This window comes from Ruminococcus sp. AM42-11 (assembly GCF_003480145.1).
GTDB classification, from domain to species: domain Bacteria; phylum Bacillota; class Clostridia; order Lachnospirales; family Lachnospiraceae; genus Blautia_A; species Blautia_A faecis.
This window is the reverse complement of the sequence record NZ_QUIO01000063.1, coordinates 1-16660: the sequence shown is the minus strand read 5'-3', so window position 1 is coordinate 16660 and position 16660 is coordinate 1. Positions and strand designations below refer to the sequence as shown.

Sequence of the window (16660 nt, the reverse complement as noted above, 5' to 3'; positions counted from 1 at the left end):
CGTAGACTTATGCGTGAGGGCTCTCCCGAACGCATTAGTCGCAGTTAGCGATTAGTTCGCTGGAGCGTTGCGCCGGCGAGTGAGTAATACACATTGTCCAAATGCGTCCGCATTAAAGAACTTTTAATCAACTAAATAACAATTTCGTTATTCTCTATGATAACAAGAACCAGGTCATACTTTCAATGTGTTATTGAAAATAGCCCGGTTCTTATAAATTTATTTTTTATAAATCCATCAGTCTGTCGTAGACGTCCTCGGGATATACGGCTGCTGGTTGTGGATGGGTTCGCCCAGGCAGGTCTTGGGATAAGCGAAGGTGCCGGGCTCCAGGCGAATTTCAAGGAGTTTCGGCGCTTCGGTGCCATGTAAAAAGTCTGCCGCTTTTTCAACAACCTCATTGGCTTCCATACAGGCACTGCTGATTCCATAAGCTTTGGCTACCTCTGCGAAGTTGCAGGACGAGAAGCCGCTGCCTTCTGAGGTATCAGCATAGACCTGCTCAAAGTAGTCGCGCTGGAGGTGGCGGATCATTCCCAGGGCGTGGTTGTTCATTACCATCATGGTAATAGGAAGATTCTCACGCTTGACCCACTCCAGTTCCTGAATGTTCATCTGGAATGCGCCGTCACCGCAAATGCAGGCTACTGGCTTTCCGGTGGCGTAATAAGCTCCGATTGCTGCTGGAAGAGCATAGCCCATTGCTCCGTGTCCGCCGGAGAAAAGAAGCTTCTGGTCTTTCTGGTTGTGGAAGGACTGGTAGCTCCATACCATATGCTGTCCTACGTCAACTGCCACTGCGGAAGTGTCTGCAAGAGCGTCGCTTAAAGCTGCGATCATACGGTTCGGATAACGTTCCGGGGTGGAATCATCTACTGCGCGCAAAGATTTCTTTATATCGGCGCACACAGCCAGCCATTCACTGAAATCATAAACCGTCGAGCCATCAGATTCTGCACTTTCCGCATTTTCTGCCATTGCCCGAATCACCTCGGCAGCATCTGCACAGAATTTCATTTCATCAATTCCATTTTCGTGGATATTTCGCTGTAAATTATATTTATCAATATCAACGCGGATGATTTTCGCATTTTTCGCGAACTCATGAACTTTCGTACCAATCTGACGGGTGCAAAGGGAAATGCCAAGACAAATCAGCAAGTCACTTTTCGCATTGGCGATCATATTGGCATAGCGATGTCCGTAAGCGCCTCCGATGCATCCAAAATTCAGCGGGTCGTCCCACGGTAGTGCTGACATTTCCAATACGCTTGTGATCACCGGGATTTTCCACTGACGTGCCAGAGTAAATAACTGGTCGCGAACTGCTTTGTCGCTGACTCCATGTCCTAACATGATTACGGGACGCTGTGCTTTATCCAGAGCTTCACGGATTGCATCTGCTGCAGAAACAGCACAAGCTGATATTTCACAGTCTACCGTTTTTGCAGACTCTAACACTCCACTGTCGTCCGGCTTCATTGCCATGTCCACGCCTGCTGCTCCGCAGCTGTTTGCAGTTGCTTCCATGCTGCTCTCGCAAGCTGCACCAAATCCCATCTCATCCAGACTTACGTCATAAACCGGATTTTTTACATCCCCCCGCTGTATATTCATAGGAAGATCAATCAATACCGGCCCCTTCCGGCCAGAATTCGCAATATGATAAGCTTTATTCAGTTCTTTTACAATATCCTCGTCCTCCCGGATCTGTACTGCATACTTGGTCACAGGCTTCGCCATGGCAACAATATCAATCTCCTGAAAGCCCTGCTGCCGAAGTCCCGGGATGCCGGAATACTCATAAGTATTCAGCTGACCAGTAAGAAAAACAACCGGAAGAGAATCAAAATAAGCATCTGCGATTCCTGAAATCAGATTCGCAGCACCCGGGCCGCTGGTCGCATAAGCACATGCACACCGTTCCCCCGCCTGGGCATATCCACATGCTGCAAAAGCCGCTCCCTGCTCATGATAGCTGGAATGGCTTCTGGTATGAGGATTTTTCTCTATAGAATCAACCAGATGGGCGATCATGGTTCCCTGGTATCCAAAGAAATCATGAATCCCTTTTCTCTGTAAAAACTCAACAATATAATCCGTTACTTTCATTTCCAGAATTTCTCCACCTTTTTTTTCAAATTTGTCCTTCCTGCTACCCCCAACATATCCAGATAAATATGCTGAAGCTCCTCATCCGGAATAAACACCTCGTCATTCTTAAGGCTCTTCACCATAGCCTTTGTATATGGGACAAAAACTTTTTCCAAAGCCGGATAATCTTTATTCTTATAAAGATTTATAATATACTCTTTGTTATCCAGATAATATTTCTCCAATTCAATCTTGGATGCACAGAATTTCACATAATTCCAGCTCCAGTTCAGATATTCCTTTTTCTGGTTGGCATGTCCCTGCTTTCGTCGGGCATGGCTTCGCTTCCGGATCAGGCTCTTCTGACTTCCCACTTCCTGAAAATAATCCTCGAATCGGATCCTGGCACTGACCATTTCCGACAGCTTCACTGTATAATTATCCAGAACCTTCTCCTGGTAGTCTTCCCCATAATACTTCTGAAGATACGTATAAGTATCTCCCGGCACCGGAAACTTCCTGCCATCGATCACCACAGTTTCTGTCTCATCAAAAATTTCCCTTGGAAAATACACTGCCTTTTTCTTCAGGCGAACTACATATTCCTGGGTATCCTCCACATTCATCCTTTTACAGAGCATGCGGTAAAGGCTTTTTCCCAGACGGGCACGTCCTGTGACCAGGCGAAGCCTCATGACAAAACGGCAGATTGCCTTTTTCCTGCCTTTTCGGTCTCCATAATAATCAGCCAGCTCATTCCATCCCACTTCCTGGGCTCTTGTCCACAAATGAGCGAGTCTGGAACGCTGTTTTCCACGCAGGGGCAGAATATCCACTCCCATACCCGGGTATTTGTAGTTCCTGCCTTCATTCAGCCGGAAGCACAACGTATCCAGATCTGTATAGCGAAGGAAAAATCCATAAAAACGCTTATTGTTATTCATGGATTCTACAATTCTGCCATCCGGAGTCTCCTTCTCTACAGCCAGACGAAAGCGCTCCATATCCGCAGTCCGCATATAGACCACACCTGCATGAGGCTGGTGATCTCCTGCCCGGTAACACAGCACAAAGTAAGCTGTGGTCCCAGATAATAAGGAATTCCTTCTCTTTTACATATTTTATCTATTTCGGCCAGAAGCTTTACAACTTCTTTTATTTCTCTGTTCAAGCTATGTCTGCTCCCATCTGTCTGTTCATAGTGATCACACTGTTACCAACGCCTGTTTGAAAAAGGCTTTCTGCGAGATGTGTGTCACAAGCATTCTTTCACAAGCTGCTGTATCTCTTCTATACTTCCATACTTTCCAAGCCACTGATTCAAAAACTCAGAAGCATCTCCGGCTTTTGCATATACAGCTGCTCTCTTACTTCCTTCATACAGATCTGTGAGAAATATTCTGGAAAGCTCCGTTCGCACAAAACCGCTTCCATTCTGCCGCAGTGCCTCCAGATAGTTCTGGAACGCAGCCTCCGTCTGTCCCTGTTTTCTTCTCACATCTCCAATTACCTTGTACACCTGGGCTCGTTTTTCCTTGCGGATCTGTCCGTCCTTGGCACGTTCTGCCAGCCATTCCAGATCATCCGCCTCACTGGTGTAAACCAGATCTGTGCGAACCCTTGCCAGCTCACCTGGATAGCCCAGGCGCTCCCATGCTTTTGTCAGTGCACGCTTATAGATCTGGATGTCATTGTTCTCACCTGGGCTCTCTGCACGCTCTGCATCAATGCGCTTTAGAATTTCCCCGATCAGTTCTTCCACCTCAGAACGCTTTTTCGCAACACTTGCGCGGGCCAGATAATAATATTCCCGCACAGAAGGATTCTCCGGCAGAAGTCTGTACCACAAAGCCATAAGCTTCATCGCCCCATCCTTCTGTCCAACATCCAGAAGCTGCTGACAAGTCTTCACCGTCTCCCTGCCATAAGGATTCAAAAACTTATCCAACTCCAGTTGGGTAATTCCATTATTTGTTTTCTCACGGGCATCTGCAAAAACTTCCAGAGCATCCGCACATTTGCCCTTCATCCAGAGCAGTTCTCCCTGGTACTTCAGGAAATACCCGTCCTCCGGGAAAAGCCGCAGTGCTCATCAATATAAAGCTCCGCTTCCACCATATCAATTCCATTGCGGGCGCGTTCCATAAGAAAACGGCTCTTAAATTTCACAAATCCCGGCACTTCCGGATACCGTTCCATCAGCGGCACCATTGTATCCTCCGCTTCCTGATAACGCTTAAATTCATAATCGCAGACTGCTCTTCGAAACAGTTCAATATCAGATTTCAACTGGGCCAGTTCAGAAGGGAATGTACCGGTCTGCTCTTTCACCACCAGCATTCTCCATGCTTTCCCGATCCGTTCTGTATAAACCAACGTCAACATTGCCGCATAAAAGGTCACATCGCTGACTTCCAGCAAAACAGGATGATAAAAAGCATAGATTCCTCCAAAATCCTCCCTGCCGATAAACGCAGAGCTCAGCTGGACCTGGTAATATTTTGTAAAGATTTCATTTAATTGGGAAAAGTCACGCTTTTCTACCAATTTCTTCAGGCTGTGTCTGCTTTCTGAAATGCGCGCCTCCAGATCCATCACCGTACTTTTTGCCAGCAGAAGATTGCGCTTATACTGAAGACGGTGGTTCCGCTTCGCGCCTGCAAGAGAATATATCTTGCGCCAGATGGAATCTCTGCGAAGCCTGCCCTTGCGGATTCCCGGCAGATAATCATCCCGAAGCTCTTTATAGGTAATTCCCTCTACCGTAACCGCATCATGGGATTCTCTTTCCCCATGGGGTGGAATATAGGACCATTCATCTCCGTAATGCCAGATCAGATAGTCACTCATTCTGTGCGGCACCATTACCTTTGTATTTTCAAAGCTCATATATTTCACAGGAAACATCATGTCCTTATCAAAAAGGAACGGACAGCCGCCCCAGCGCATTGCATAGCGCGGACAATCCTCTTCCTTATAGGAATACATGATCTTCTCCAGTTTCTTCAATGTGCGGTCTTTCCCCAGAAATGTATAGGAAAAAAGCCAGCGCAGATAGGCAGTCACCGGAATTTCCCAGCGGGCACCATATACAACTACCATATTTACCAGCTCAGAGTAGATCATCATATGAGTTCTGTATTTCTCATATTCCTTATCATCTGCGGGAATGGGATCCAGGGTGAGCACATCGATGATCTCACCGGCACTGTCCCTGCCGATAATCTGATGCTTGTGAAGGGCGCAGCTGTCCGTAGCAACATACCTTGGAAAAGTATTGGTATAGCTGCGGTCTACGTCCACACACTGAAGGGCGCGGTGCTCCGGAAGCACGGATCCGGAAATTTCCACCAGTTTGTTCCAGTCATCTCTGGGCATATAGATGTCCACATCATCATCCCAGGGAATAAATCCCTCGTTTCGCACAACACCGATGGCTGTTCCTCCCGCCATCACATATCTCAGATTATTCTTTTTACAGATCTCATCCAGCTCACGGAAAAGCTGCAGCAGATGTTCCTGTTTCTCTGTCATTGGTTATCCTCTCTGGTTTATGATTTCCAGAATGTCTGCCAGAGTCTCTGATTCCTCATTAAAAAGTCTGGTACATTCCGTTCTCTCATCACTGATCATAATAAGCAGCTCCTGCAAAAGGTAACGGAGGCCATTGCCTTCGAAGTTAAAGCAGTACCGCTTCAGTCCCTTGCTGTCGTCTATCTTTGCCTCAAAATATCCTGTGTTCCACCAGTCTCCCGGGATGGTCACACGGCCTTTCGTACCGATCACAACAAATTCATCCTCCACATCTACTGTGGTGCCAATCTCGATTGTGGCAAGAGCATCCTGATATTTCATGGTGATCATGTCGTAAATGCAGTTTCCAGATCTGTCCTTCACCACATTGGAATTCACTTCCTGGTAATTTCTGCCCAGTATCTTGATAATAGCACACAAAGGCAGAACTGCAGTTTCGGAAAAACTTCTTCCTCCTTCGAAATGGTCCTGGGAAATAGAGCATTTCACACACACAATATCGCCCACCAAGGCGCTGTGTGTCTGCCAGACAAGCTGGTTAAAGGCCCGCAGATACACCAGATTTATTTTCTCCACAAGAAGTACATGACGGGCTGCTGCAAGTGCAAACAGATCCTTCAGCTTCTCCTTATTCTCTGTCATAGGCGCATCACTTATCACATATTTTCCAAGTTCCAGGGATCTGCGGATGTATTTCTCCCTCTTAGGCTGCTCGGTTTTGATATAAACTATGTCTACCTGGGACAAAAAGCAGTCAAATCCCTGCTGCCATTCCCCATTATCTGCCTCCACGCTGTAGTAGGAATCCAATTCATATTTGTCACAAAACGACTCCGCTGCCTCTGCATTCTCAGAAAAAACGCACTCCACATGAAGACCGCTGACATATTTCGTTTCCCACACAATCCCATTATCCTGGTCATTATCTGTAACTACACCCACGGTGTAAGTGGTTCCCTCACCGCGCAGCTTGGTGCTGGAAATATTCTTGGTACGCTCCAGATACACCACATCACAGTAATTCTTAAGGTAGTCAAATTTGCCGCGCCAGTCAGAACCAAGTACCAGAAGGTCTACCTTATACTTGATGATATCGCTGAGCTTCTGCCCCTGGTACTCCTCGATGATGATCTCATCTGCAAAACCGGTACGGCGTACATTCTCAATCCTTTTCAGAAGGCTGTCCCGCACGTTCAGCTTACCACGCTCAATATCGTAGCTCTCGCTGGTCACGCCCACGATCAGATAATCGCCCAATGCTTTCGCTCTTTTTAAAATATTATAATGTCCCTCGTGGAACAGGTCAAAAGTTCCGTAAGTGATTACTTTTTTCATAGTGTTTTCCCCTGAAAAATACTCCCTGTCAAAATTCGAAACCCATATCATTCAGCGCGTTTCCCAGGCGCGCGTAAGGATTACCGCAAAAAAATTACTATTCGCAATCCACCACTCATTCACCAAAAGATTCTGCATTAATTTCTCCTGTATGTTTTGCAAACAGCAATCACTAAATACATTTAGTATAACACAATTTGCATAGTAAGTCATTATGAAAGAACATCTGCCTGTGAAAAAATATGAACAAAATTTCTGCTCACAGTAGTCCCTTTCCGATACAAAGAAAGACAATCCCTCAGGACTGTCCTTCTTCATGCTCCTCTTTCTCTTCTGTATCAAACGATGTATCCCATGTAGCGGCCAGCTCTTCAATAGCCATTCTACGCTGTGCCAGTACTGCGAACCGGTCTTCCTCTTCATTATCGTATTCGTCTTCCAGGCCTTCATCCTCCACCTTCTTCTCACGTTTGAAAAGAATAAATGTGATCAGTCCCATAATGTTAGTGTAGATCCAGTCTACAGGAAGGCTTCCAAGTATCAGTACAAACAGCAGCGACACTCCGAACAATGCCCAGACATTCATCAGCTGCGGAATATTCAGAATCATAAGTCCGTTCATCAGAATCATGATGGGATAATGGAAAAAGTAAATTCCCATTGTGTTTCTTCCCAGGAAAATAAATGGATGGCGTTTATCTGGCATCAGCACCAGCAATGCAAAAATAACCGTAAAGGAAATCAGATACATCATTCCTCTGACTACCATTCCCTCCACATTGTCCATTCCACTTGCAAGATAGGAATGATTGCCTCGGAAAAGGTCTACCGGAATATTATTTCCGATCATATAATTGGTCGCCACAAACAGCAGAATGATCACGAAAAGTGCAACCACGATCTTGCCTTTAAATTTGCGGATCACCTTGGTGTATTCACTCTTCCATAAATATCCTGCCACAAAAAACGGGAAAAATACCACAATTCTTGAAGCTGATAAAAATGTACTGAATTCCATTCTGGTTCCTGCCCACAGCGCAAAAATAATGCTGAGAGGTACAATAAACCTTATTTTTCCAAATGCTTCTATGGTCAGACGGTATGCAAACAACGCAAGCACATACCACATAACGGTTCCGGAAGGACGGAGCAGTTCATAATCCATTTTATTTCCCAGCCAGATCTGCACTGCCCAGGTAAGTGTATAACCCAGAATATATGGAATCAATAAATTCTTAACATTCTTCATCACATCCTGAGGCTTCTTGGACAGATAACCGGAAATAAATATGAACGCCGGCATATGAAATATGGTAATTCCATACCACACAAAACGCACAACCTGATCTGCTTTAACCAGCTGGAATGCAATGATATGATTAAAAACCACCAGAAAAATCAAAAATATTTTTATATTATCCACAAGGTAGGAATATGGGATTTCCTGTTCCTTCGTATTCTTGCTCATTTTAGCCACCTTTATACTCTGACTTAATTATTTTTCAGACATGTCAGTTTTATGAATAAAGGATAACATATTTTTGTGGTTTTTGGAATAACTTTTTAATATTTTAACGTGTTTTGAAATATTTTCCTGTGGTTTTATGTTGCCGATGAATCGCAATAATATACTATTTCATTTCTCCAAAAACCTGCTGGTGCAGTTTGCGCCCTGTAGGTGTTGCCGCCAGGCCACCCTCTGCTGTTTCTTTAAGGGCAGTGGGCATCACATCTCCTACCTTTTTCATAGTCCAGATCACCTCGTCAGCCGGAATTGCACTTCGGATTCCGGCCAGAGCCAGTTCTGCTGCCACAAATGCCCCTGCTACGCCTGATGCATTTCTCTTAATGCATGGAATTTCAACCAGCCCCGCAACAGGGTCACATACAAGACCCAGAATATTTTTTAGAGCAGTGGCTACTGCCGACTGGATCATATCAGGTGTGCCGCCGGCAAGTTCCACAATTGCCGCCGCTGCCATGGCAGATGCAGAACCACACTCAGCTTGACAGCCTCCCTGCGCTCCTGCAAGTGACGCATTATTGGCAATTACCATTCCCACTGCAGATGCTGTGAAAAGGGACATGACGCATTCCTCTTCTGTAAGCTGGTACTGCTCCTGCATGGTGAGTACGGCTGCCGGTACAATGCCGCAGCTTCCTGCTGTAGGCGCTGCTACGATTCTTCCCATGGAGCGTTCAGTTCTGATACTGCAAGTGCACGATAGAGGCTCCTCCAAGAAGGGGGCCTGTAAGATTTTTCCCTTGCTCTACAGCAGTACGCATGCGATAGGCATCTCCACCAGTGAGACCGCTTGTGCTTTTCAGATCCGGGGCGCTGCCAGGTTGGATACAGGATGCCATAACCCGATAGTTTTCCCTCATTTTTTCATATATTTCCTGCTTCGGCAGTTCCATCTGCTCCGCCTGCTGCTCCAGAACCAGCGCGGACAGACGACAGTTGTTCTCCTTCGCTGCCTCCAGCAGGGATTCCATTGAGTGGTAGTTTAAATCCACAGTGAATTCTCCTTTATTGTATTTTTTGTGGGGTGAAATCTCCCGCAAAATGGGGCGTGCAGATTGCGGGAATGATTTTTTAAACACGCTCTAACATCGTACTGGAATATATATTCTCCAGCCGGTTAATCTTCTCATTGAGTTCCGGAACAAAGTGGCTGTCGCTCTCGATAGTCATTACCGCCAGACCACCCTTGGTCTCACGCGCCAGGTGGAAATTGCAGATATTCACCCCATACTCTGCCATCAGCTCTGTAACTGCAGCAATCGTCCCTGGTGCATCCTTGTGAAGCACGATCAAAGCAGGATTCTGCCCGGTAAGGGCAACCTCCATTCCATTCACCCGGGTGATCAGGATATTCCCCCCGCCAATACTGCTGCCCCGAAGAGACACCTTTTCCCCGTCTGCTGCAGTCAAAGTGATCTCCGCAGTATTCGGGTGCGTATTCTCCAGTTCACCAGTCTCAATCTGAATTTCCAGTCCCTCCTTTTTCGCCACATCAAGTGAAAAGCGGATACGCTCATCATCTGTCTGCATTCCCAGTATTCCCGCTACAAGAGCCTTATCCGTGCCGTGTCCCTTATAGGTTTTCGCAAAAGAACCATGCAAAAATATGTGCGCTTTCACCGGAGTTTTTCCAAGAAGAGCCCTTGTCATCAGACCGATCCGGGCTGCTCCCGCAGTATGTGAGCTGGACGGTCCGATCATAACCGGCCCCAGAATGTCAAATACATTCATACTTATTTTCCTCTTCCTTTTATTCATCCGCTGCCTTTTTTCGTTTCCGGCAGCCTGCAGATGTTTTCACGTTACCGCTCACATCTGCACTGTTATTGTTCCATCTTAACATTAAAACATACCTTTTACAACATGGATAAAGGGTAACTGTTTACTTCTTGTTTACTGTTCACTCCATTCACAATAACGCGCTTCGCAATGCACAATACTCCCGATAAATAATCTTATGTTTCCTTTCTACCTGGACTGTGGTAAAATAGTCCTATGTAAATCGCCTGGAACCATTCCGGCAAGACTATTTTCAGATTTCTTTATGAAAGGCACACAATTCATGAAACGAGTGATTACTTACGGTACCTTTGATTTACTTCACTATGGGCACATTAATCTGCTGCGCAGGGCGAAAGCTTATGGCGACTACCTGATCGTAGCTTTATCTACAGATGAATTTAACTGGAACGAGAAGCATAAAAAATGCTATTTCTCTTATGAAAAAAGGAAATCCCTGCTGGAAGCCATCCGCTACGTAGATCTGGTAATTCCGGAGGAGAACTGGGAGCAGAAGGTAAGTGATATTAAAGAATACCACGTAGATACCTTTGTTATGGGTGACGATTGGGAAGGGAAGTTTGACTTTCTGAAGCCTTACTGTGACGTGGTGTACCTTCCGAGGACACCTGAGATTTCTACTACGCAGATTAAGGCGGATCTGCAGAAGTAGGAAGCATTGGTAATTATATAGTCAGAGATTTCGTATGATTCATGCAGGTTACGAAATCTCTGACTTTTTTATTTCATGACAACAATGTGCACGCTTCCCCAAAAACGATTTGCAGAATGTGCGGGACATTTTGCCCAGATGAAAACATTTCAGCAAACTACACAGCTGAATTCGGGCAAAATATACCACAAAGTGGGGCGTGCAGATTGCAGGAATGATTTTTCAAACGCGCTCTAACACAGCATCTGCAAATATTTATCCCGGACTACTTAGCAAGACGGATCATATTCCAGCTGTGTTTTCCAAGCACAGTACTTAATTTACCGCCGTCAATCCGGCTTGCAGCGGATTTCACAGGCACAACCTTTTCGGGATCCGCTTCTGTATTTACAGCTTTCATATCGTCATCAGTAAGTACAATATGTTCTTTCACCTGATAGCTTTCAAACTGGCGCAAATCGCAGCTTATCTCCAGATCTTCCTCAAGACTTTTATTCACTGCAAAAATTGTAAGAGTATCTTTCTCCTCATTCCATACGCACACAGAATCCAGATACGAAACGTCACAGTAATTCCTGCTGTCGTATACCGGAGCCAGTACCTGTGTATTCAACACAGTTCCTCTTCCAAAAATGCTTGTGTACATATATGGATAAAAGATAGTCTGGCGCCATGCACCTTTATCGGAGGTCATGATCGGCGCGATTACATTTACCAGCTGTGCCAGGCATGCCATTTTCACACGGTCTGCATGGCGAAGTAAAGTGATCAGCATGCTTCCAACCAGAAGGGCATCTTCGAAATTATAAATATCCTCAAGCTGATGTGGAGCCTGTCCCCATTTTTCCAATTTCTCGTCGGCCGCATTGCTGTGATACCACACATTCCACTCATCAAAGGAAAGATTAATGCGCTTTTTGCCATGCTTTTTCGCACGGACAGCGTCGCAGATGCTGACTACTCCGGAAATAAAGTCATCCATCCCTTTGGAATTTGCAAGAAAATCAGGGGTGTCATCAGCAGCATTGCCGTAATACTGGTGAAGGGACATGTAATCCACCAGATCGTAACATTCGTCCAGAACCGTGTACTCCCAATCTCCAAATGTCGGCATCATCAGATTGGAGCTTCCGCAGGCAACAGTCTCAATCTCCGGATCCAGCATTTTCATAATGCGGGAAGTCTCCGCTGCAGTTCTTCCATATTCATATGCAGTCTTATGTCCCATCTGCATGGACCATCCATTTCATTTCCTAGGCACCAGGTCTTAATGTTATGCGGCTCTGCATGGCCGTTGGTCTTGCGCATGTCGCTGTAATAGGTACCGCCCTTAAAATTACAGTATTCCAGAAGATTTCTGGCTTCCTCCGGTCCTCTTGTTCCAAGATTCACTGCCATCATAATATCTGTGTCTGCTTTCTTCGCCCAGTCCACGAACTCGTCCAGGCCAAAGTGATTGTTCTCGATCACACCCCAGGCAAGTTCCGGTCTGGCAGGTCTTAGCTCCTTCGGTCCAACACTGTCTTCCCATTTAAAACCGGAAACAAAGTTGCCTCCCGGATAACGGACAATCGGAACCTGAAGCTCCCTTACCAATTCCAGAGTATCTTTACGAAAGCCCTGCTCGTCAGACAGCGGACTGCCCTCCTGATAGATTCCTTCATAAACAGCACGTCCCAGCTGTTCAATAAAAGAACCGAAAATCCGCTTATCCACCTTGCCGGTGAGGAAATATTTATCGATGATGATCTGTGCTTTTTTCATGGTGTCCTCCTTATATGGTGCCAGTTGTATGGCATTTTTCTGCTCTTTATGTATCTATTATTTTAATAGCATACGATTTTTTTACCAGTTTTTTTCTTCCGATATAGTTGACTTTTTTTCCGATAATGATTACAGTAAAAAAAATGGTGAAAGGAGTCCGGACCATGGATTTTTACGAAGCTGCAGACAGGGATTTTTCCATTCAGTTCTGCGAATACAACTATTCAAACCCTGATTATGATCAGATCTACCGCCCCAACGGAAGCGGAGACTATCTGTTTTTGCTTTTTAAGACACCCATGAAGGTTTATCTGGATAAAAAGCTCAGTATTTCCGGGGAAAATGCGTGTATTCTCTATGCTCCCGGGTATGAGCAGCATTATAAGGCTGTTCACAGGTTCCGGAACAGCTACCTTCATTTTTCCTGTAAGGCAGATCTGAAAAAACAGTATGGAATCCCACTTAACACTGTTTTTTATCCGGGAAACTGTGAAGAGATCGATGCCTGCATCCGGCTCCTTCACAAAGAACATATAGCAAATGATTTATTTTCCGATGAATACGAGTATACTCTCTTTCAGCAGCTTATGATTACGATTGCAAGGGGACTTAAAAGCCATCAGATACATGGAAGTGGAACAGAAGGAGACAATCTTTATTCTGCATTTCGAAAGCTTCGGCTGGAAATGCTCACGAACTACGCTAAGCCATGGGACACCACAGAGCTTTGTAAAACGGTCAGCCTGGAAAAAAGCCAGTTCTATTCCTGCTATCAGAAATTTTTCCAGAGTACCCCTCATGCAGATTTGCTTCAGATCCGTATGGATAAGGCAAAGAACCTGCTGACAAATGAAGCACTGACTGTCCAGCAGATTGCGCAGATGTGCGGATTTTCAGATTTTTCCCATTTCAGCAGATATTTCAGGAAACAGGCGGGATGCTCTCCCCTGCAATGGCGCAGGAAAATGGGAGAGCCCCATTGATACTTTAACGATATTTCCAGATTCCGTGAAGTGCATAGGACAAAAAGAAACAGGCACTTCTCAGCGGTCCATAGCCAACGTAACGGTACACCTGATAGGTCATGATGGCAGATTTGGCTTTGTTTCTTGACTTTCCGCCCTGGGACAGACGATATTTCAGATAGGGCTTATTAATTCCTGTGGCATGTCCGTATTTTCGCACCACTTGCAGCCAGGTAATATAATCCTCATGGCTGTCATCATGCTCCATGGGAAATTCCAGCGCCACCTCACGGAGAATCAGGACGGAAGAACAGTTAATGCTGTTGTGTTTCAGAAGTTCATGATAGTCCAGCCTGGATTTAACCGAGATATACTTGCCTGTGAAGGTTCCGTCCGGATTCATGAGATCACGTCCTGTGGAGCAGATTACATCACCGGTCATTTCAAGAGCAGCCAGCTGTGCCGCTAGCTTTCCCTCTTCCCACCAGTCATCCGCATCCAGAAATGCCACATATCTGCCTTTCGCAACAGACACACCACGGTTACGGGAACCGGCAGCACCGAGATTGCGCTCATTTTTTATATAAACAAAATCCGGTCTGTTTTCCCAGGGAATGAGAGCTTCCCAGGTTCCATCAACAGAGCCGTCATCAATGACAATCAGCTCCAAGGGAATATTCTGCGCATAAACAGACTGCACTGCCTGGGCGATGTATTTCTCACCATTATATACGGGCATGATCACAGATATTTGCGGGGTTCGCCCTGCTTCCCATTTTGTATTTGTATTATGAAATTCACTATCCTGTATAGTTCCCACCCTTTTCTGTCTTTCCACGTTATGCACTCCTTATTATTTCTGTTTCTGAAGCGTTTTCATTGTTTCTATTATAGCCCAGAACCTGTTCTTCGTCCAGAAAGGAAAAAGATTGTGAATATAGGAAATACTGTAGATAATTTGCATGCAATATGTTAGACTCAGATTTAACAGATAAGGCGCCGGAAATATGTTTAATTCCGGCAAATTACAAAAGAAATTTTCAAAGAAAGGGATTTTTATGGCGAAATTCTATAAGTGTGCACGAAAACACGGCAACAGGAAAACCAGGGGAAAGGGCTTTACGCTGGCAGAGCTTTTAATTGTAGTTGCAATCATTGCAGTTCTCGTGGCTATCTCCATTCCCATTTTCACCTCTCAGCTCCACAAGGCCAGAGTCGCCACTGACTGGGCAAACCTGAGAGCGTATTACGCGGAAATACAGGCAGACTTCATTTCAACTGGGGAGTATAATGACAAGGTGCCTTATGAAGATAATAAAAATTTTAAGGACTTCATTCTTAATGAAATTACTTTTTTAAATGGGCAGAAAGTGAAAATGCGGGAAGGTTTTTTCTGGGTAAAACCAAATGCAGAAAAAGGATATACTATAGCATACTATTGCAACAACTCTGATGCTGAATGCACATTAATACTTGATTCCTATAGTTAAAATCTTCTACATATCCACGGAAGCAGGGAGAAAATTGTCTTTCCCTCGCTTCCGTATTCTGTTGTTACAGGCATTACAGCAATCAGGCAATTCCATATTCTATCAGCAGTTTATTTCGATATTCCTTATCCGTGGTGACTTTTAATAATTCGCTGATGCGATTGGATAAAATAAGCTTCTCGATTAAGGTCGCCATTTCATCCTGACCTTCCTGTCTTCCTTCTTGTCTTCCCTCTTGTCTTCCTTCTTGCCAACCTTCTTGCCGACCTTCTTGCCGACCTTCTTGTCTACTATCCCTCAACATTTCTTTAATCGCTTTACACATGTCAAATCCGCCTCCTTCGGTTTGTATTTTCTGTTTAATCAGTTGCAAGTTTCGGATTCCAGCCATTACAGCAAGAAAATCATAGGCATCTTCTGGTAAATTTGAAAAAACCTTCTGGTTTTCTTCTATATATGATTTTAATTTCGTTCGATCATTGGTTCTTTTTAAGAAACCGCAAACCTGACGCAGGTCTGTTTGAAACCATTCCTCATTTTTGAAATAGCGCATTTCAAAAATCACCAGCGATTTTTCCACAAACAGCCTCTTTAATTCTTCAGGAAATATTTCCGTACGAAATAAATCATCCATTTTTCTCGCTGCTTTCCAACGTTTCCTCCCAAAATATATTACAATATGAATGACAGGGTAAAATTTATCCCTTTTCCTGGCTCCAGAAAGATATTCTTCTCCGTTCTCCAAATCTCCAGCTTCTTTATGTATCTTCTGGAGTCTCTTCCACTGATTATAGTAATCAGTTCCTTTTTCATGCAGGACTCGCACTGGCATTACATAATGCTCAATTGTCTGCCCCTGAATCATAAGCAGAAACTTCCCTTTACCAACAGTCACCATTACAGACAAATCCGGTGTATTCTCTATTGCTGATACTTTATCGTTCTTTTTGGTGACATCATGCAGCACCGGATTCTGCTCCTGCAGATCACATTCTCTGACAATTTGCTTTCCATGAAATATGACTCCGTTAATCAGGTCTGCAACTCGCCTGAAATCTCGAAAGTATTCGATTGATGTGGCGTTTTCTTCCTTCATGCACACTCCCTTCTGAGTGAAATAACAGTGTGCAGAACGCAGCATATACTCTTTTAATACACTTTATATTATAATAATACATAATTTAATTGTGTTTTTCAAGTATTAGTATATTTTTTATTTGTTTTTGCGCATCTGTTATTTCCTGTCCTTTATACACTGTAAAACAACTATGAAATTATCTGGTCGAATGACCGGACACAGATTTTCCTGTGAGATTTTCTGTAGTGAAAGTGAATATAGTATACGACTTGAAAAATATATTGTCAATCATTAAACATATGATTTTATTTTTATATGAACCATTTATGATAATGTCCTAATATACCATAAAGGAAAATGTCCCAATGTAGTATAATGCTTCCATCAACAGATGGAGGTAACGATTATCAGAAAGGTAGAATT

16 protein-coding genes and 1 pseudogene are annotated in these 16660 nt (G+C 44.5%); 4 read left to right on the top strand and 13 right to left on the bottom strand.

Annotated elements, in window-relative coordinates; genetic code table 11:
* Positions 1 to 237: 237 nt before the first annotated feature.
* From DW904_RS21415 to sdaAB, 10 genes are all read right to left on the bottom strand, one after another.
* Positions 238 to 2112 carry a thiamine pyrophosphate-binding protein gene (locus DW904_RS21415; RefSeq protein WP_243110530.1) on the bottom strand — a complete coding sequence of 625 codons (1875 nt, stop codon included), beginning with the start codon at positions 2110 to 2112 and terminating at the stop codon, positions 238 to 240.
* Complete coding sequence (locus DW904_RS21410) at positions 2109 to 3113, bottom strand: LicD family protein (RefSeq protein WP_118584164.1); 1005 nt, start codon at positions 3111 to 3113, stop codon at positions 2109 to 2111. Before DW904_RS21410 ends, DW904_RS21415 begins: the two co-directional genes overlap by 4 nt.
* Positions 3074 to 3265, bottom strand: a complete 192-nt coding sequence (locus DW904_RS22655) for a hypothetical protein (RefSeq protein ID WP_147422363.1) — start codon at positions 3263 to 3265, stop codon at positions 3074 to 3076. The genes DW904_RS21410 and DW904_RS22655 overlap by 40 nt, the downstream gene beginning before the upstream one ends.
* 84 nt (positions 3266 to 3349) lie before the next feature.
* On the bottom strand, positions 3350 to 4123 hold the full coding sequence (locus tag DW904_RS24360; RefSeq protein ID WP_243110529.1) for a hypothetical protein: 774 nt from the start codon (positions 4121 to 4123) through the stop codon (positions 3350 to 3352).
* 23 nt (positions 4124 to 4146) lie between these two features.
* The gene (locus DW904_RS21405; protein ID WP_243110528.1) at positions 4147 to 5628 is read right to left on the bottom strand and encodes a LicD family protein; all 1482 of its coding nucleotides are present in this window, start codon (positions 5626 to 5628) and stop codon (positions 4147 to 4149) included.
* A 3-nt stretch (positions 5629 to 5631) separates the two neighbouring features.
* Complete coding sequence (locus DW904_RS21400) at positions 5632 to 6963, bottom strand: adenylyltransferase/cytidyltransferase family protein (RefSeq protein WP_118584166.1); 1332 nt, start codon at positions 6961 to 6963, stop codon at positions 5632 to 5634.
* 298 nt (positions 6964 to 7261) lie between these two features.
* Positions 7262 to 8431 (bottom strand): acyltransferase family protein, encoded by a 1170-nt coding sequence (locus DW904_RS21395; protein ID WP_118584163.1) that lies wholly within the window; start codon positions 8429 to 8431, stop codon positions 7262 to 7264.
* A gap of 163 nt (positions 8432 to 8594) precedes the next feature.
* Entirely contained in the window at positions 8595 to 9203 is a 609-nt protein-coding gene (gene sdaAA / locus DW904_RS21390) for an L-serine ammonia-lyase, iron-sulfur-dependent, subunit alpha (protein ID WP_243110526.1), read from the bottom strand.
* Positions 9163 to 9480 carry an L-serine ammonia-lyase, iron-sulfur-dependent, subunit alpha gene (locus DW904_RS24355; RefSeq protein ID WP_243110525.1) on the bottom strand — a complete coding sequence of 106 codons (318 nt, stop codon included), beginning with the start codon at positions 9478 to 9480 and terminating at the stop codon, positions 9163 to 9165. The genes sdaAA and DW904_RS24355 overlap by 41 nt, the downstream gene beginning before the upstream one ends.
* Before the next feature lie 79 nt (positions 9481 to 9559).
* Entirely contained in the window at positions 9560 to 10219 is a 660-nt protein-coding gene (gene sdaAB, locus DW904_RS21385) for an L-serine ammonia-lyase, iron-sulfur-dependent subunit beta (protein ID WP_118584162.1), read from the bottom strand.
* A 331-nt stretch (positions 10220 to 10550) separates the two neighbouring features.
* Between sdaAB and tagD the strand changes: the two genes are divergently transcribed.
* A complete protein-coding gene (gene tagD / locus DW904_RS21380) occupies positions 10551 to 10940 on the top strand; it encodes a glycerol-3-phosphate cytidylyltransferase (RefSeq protein WP_118584161.1) in 390 nt (129 codons plus the stop codon).
* A gap of 199 nt (positions 10941 to 11139) precedes the next feature.
* Positions 11140 to 11259 carry a hypothetical protein gene (locus DW904_RS26055; RefSeq protein WP_347562222.1) on the top strand — a complete coding sequence of 40 codons (120 nt, stop codon included), beginning with the start codon at positions 11140 to 11142 and terminating at the stop codon, positions 11257 to 11259.
* On the opposite strand, the pseudogene DW904_RS21370 reads toward DW904_RS26055, so the two are convergent.
* A pseudogene (locus DW904_RS21370) lies at positions 11206 to 12704 on the bottom strand (alpha-N-arabinofuranosidase). The gene DW904_RS26055 and the pseudogene DW904_RS21370 sit on opposite strands and share 54 nt — an antisense overlap.
* 164 nt (positions 12705 to 12868) lie before the next feature.
* Between DW904_RS21370 and DW904_RS21365 the strand changes: the two are divergent.
* Positions 12869 to 13687: an AraC family transcriptional regulator gene (locus DW904_RS21365; RefSeq protein ID WP_118584160.1), complete on the top strand. Its 819-nt coding sequence runs from the start codon at positions 12869 to 12871 to the stop codon at positions 13685 to 13687.
* Positions 13688 to 13691: 4 nt separating this feature from the next.
* Here the strand turns inward: DW904_RS21365 and DW904_RS21360 are convergent, their stop codons facing one another.
* Positions 13692 to 14507, bottom strand: a complete 816-nt coding sequence (locus tag DW904_RS21360) for a glycosyltransferase family 2 protein (RefSeq protein ID WP_347562221.1) — start codon at positions 14505 to 14507, stop codon at positions 13692 to 13694.
* Between the two features lie 220 nt (positions 14508 to 14727).
* On the opposite strand from DW904_RS21360, the gene DW904_RS21355 reads away from it, so the two are divergent.
* The gene (locus DW904_RS21355) at positions 14728 to 15159 is read left to right on the top strand and encodes a prepilin-type N-terminal cleavage/methylation domain-containing protein (protein ID WP_202187802.1); all 432 of its coding nucleotides are present in this window, start codon (positions 14728 to 14730) and stop codon (positions 15157 to 15159) included.
* Positions 15160 to 15241: 82 nt separating this feature from the next.
* Here DW904_RS21355 and DW904_RS21350 read toward each other — a convergent pair whose 3' ends face one another.
* Positions 15242 to 16255, bottom strand: a complete 1014-nt coding sequence (locus tag DW904_RS21350; RefSeq protein WP_202187801.1) for an Rpn family recombination-promoting nuclease/putative transposase — start codon at positions 16253 to 16255, stop codon at positions 15242 to 15244.
* Between the last annotated feature and the right edge of the window lie 405 nt (positions 16256 to 16660).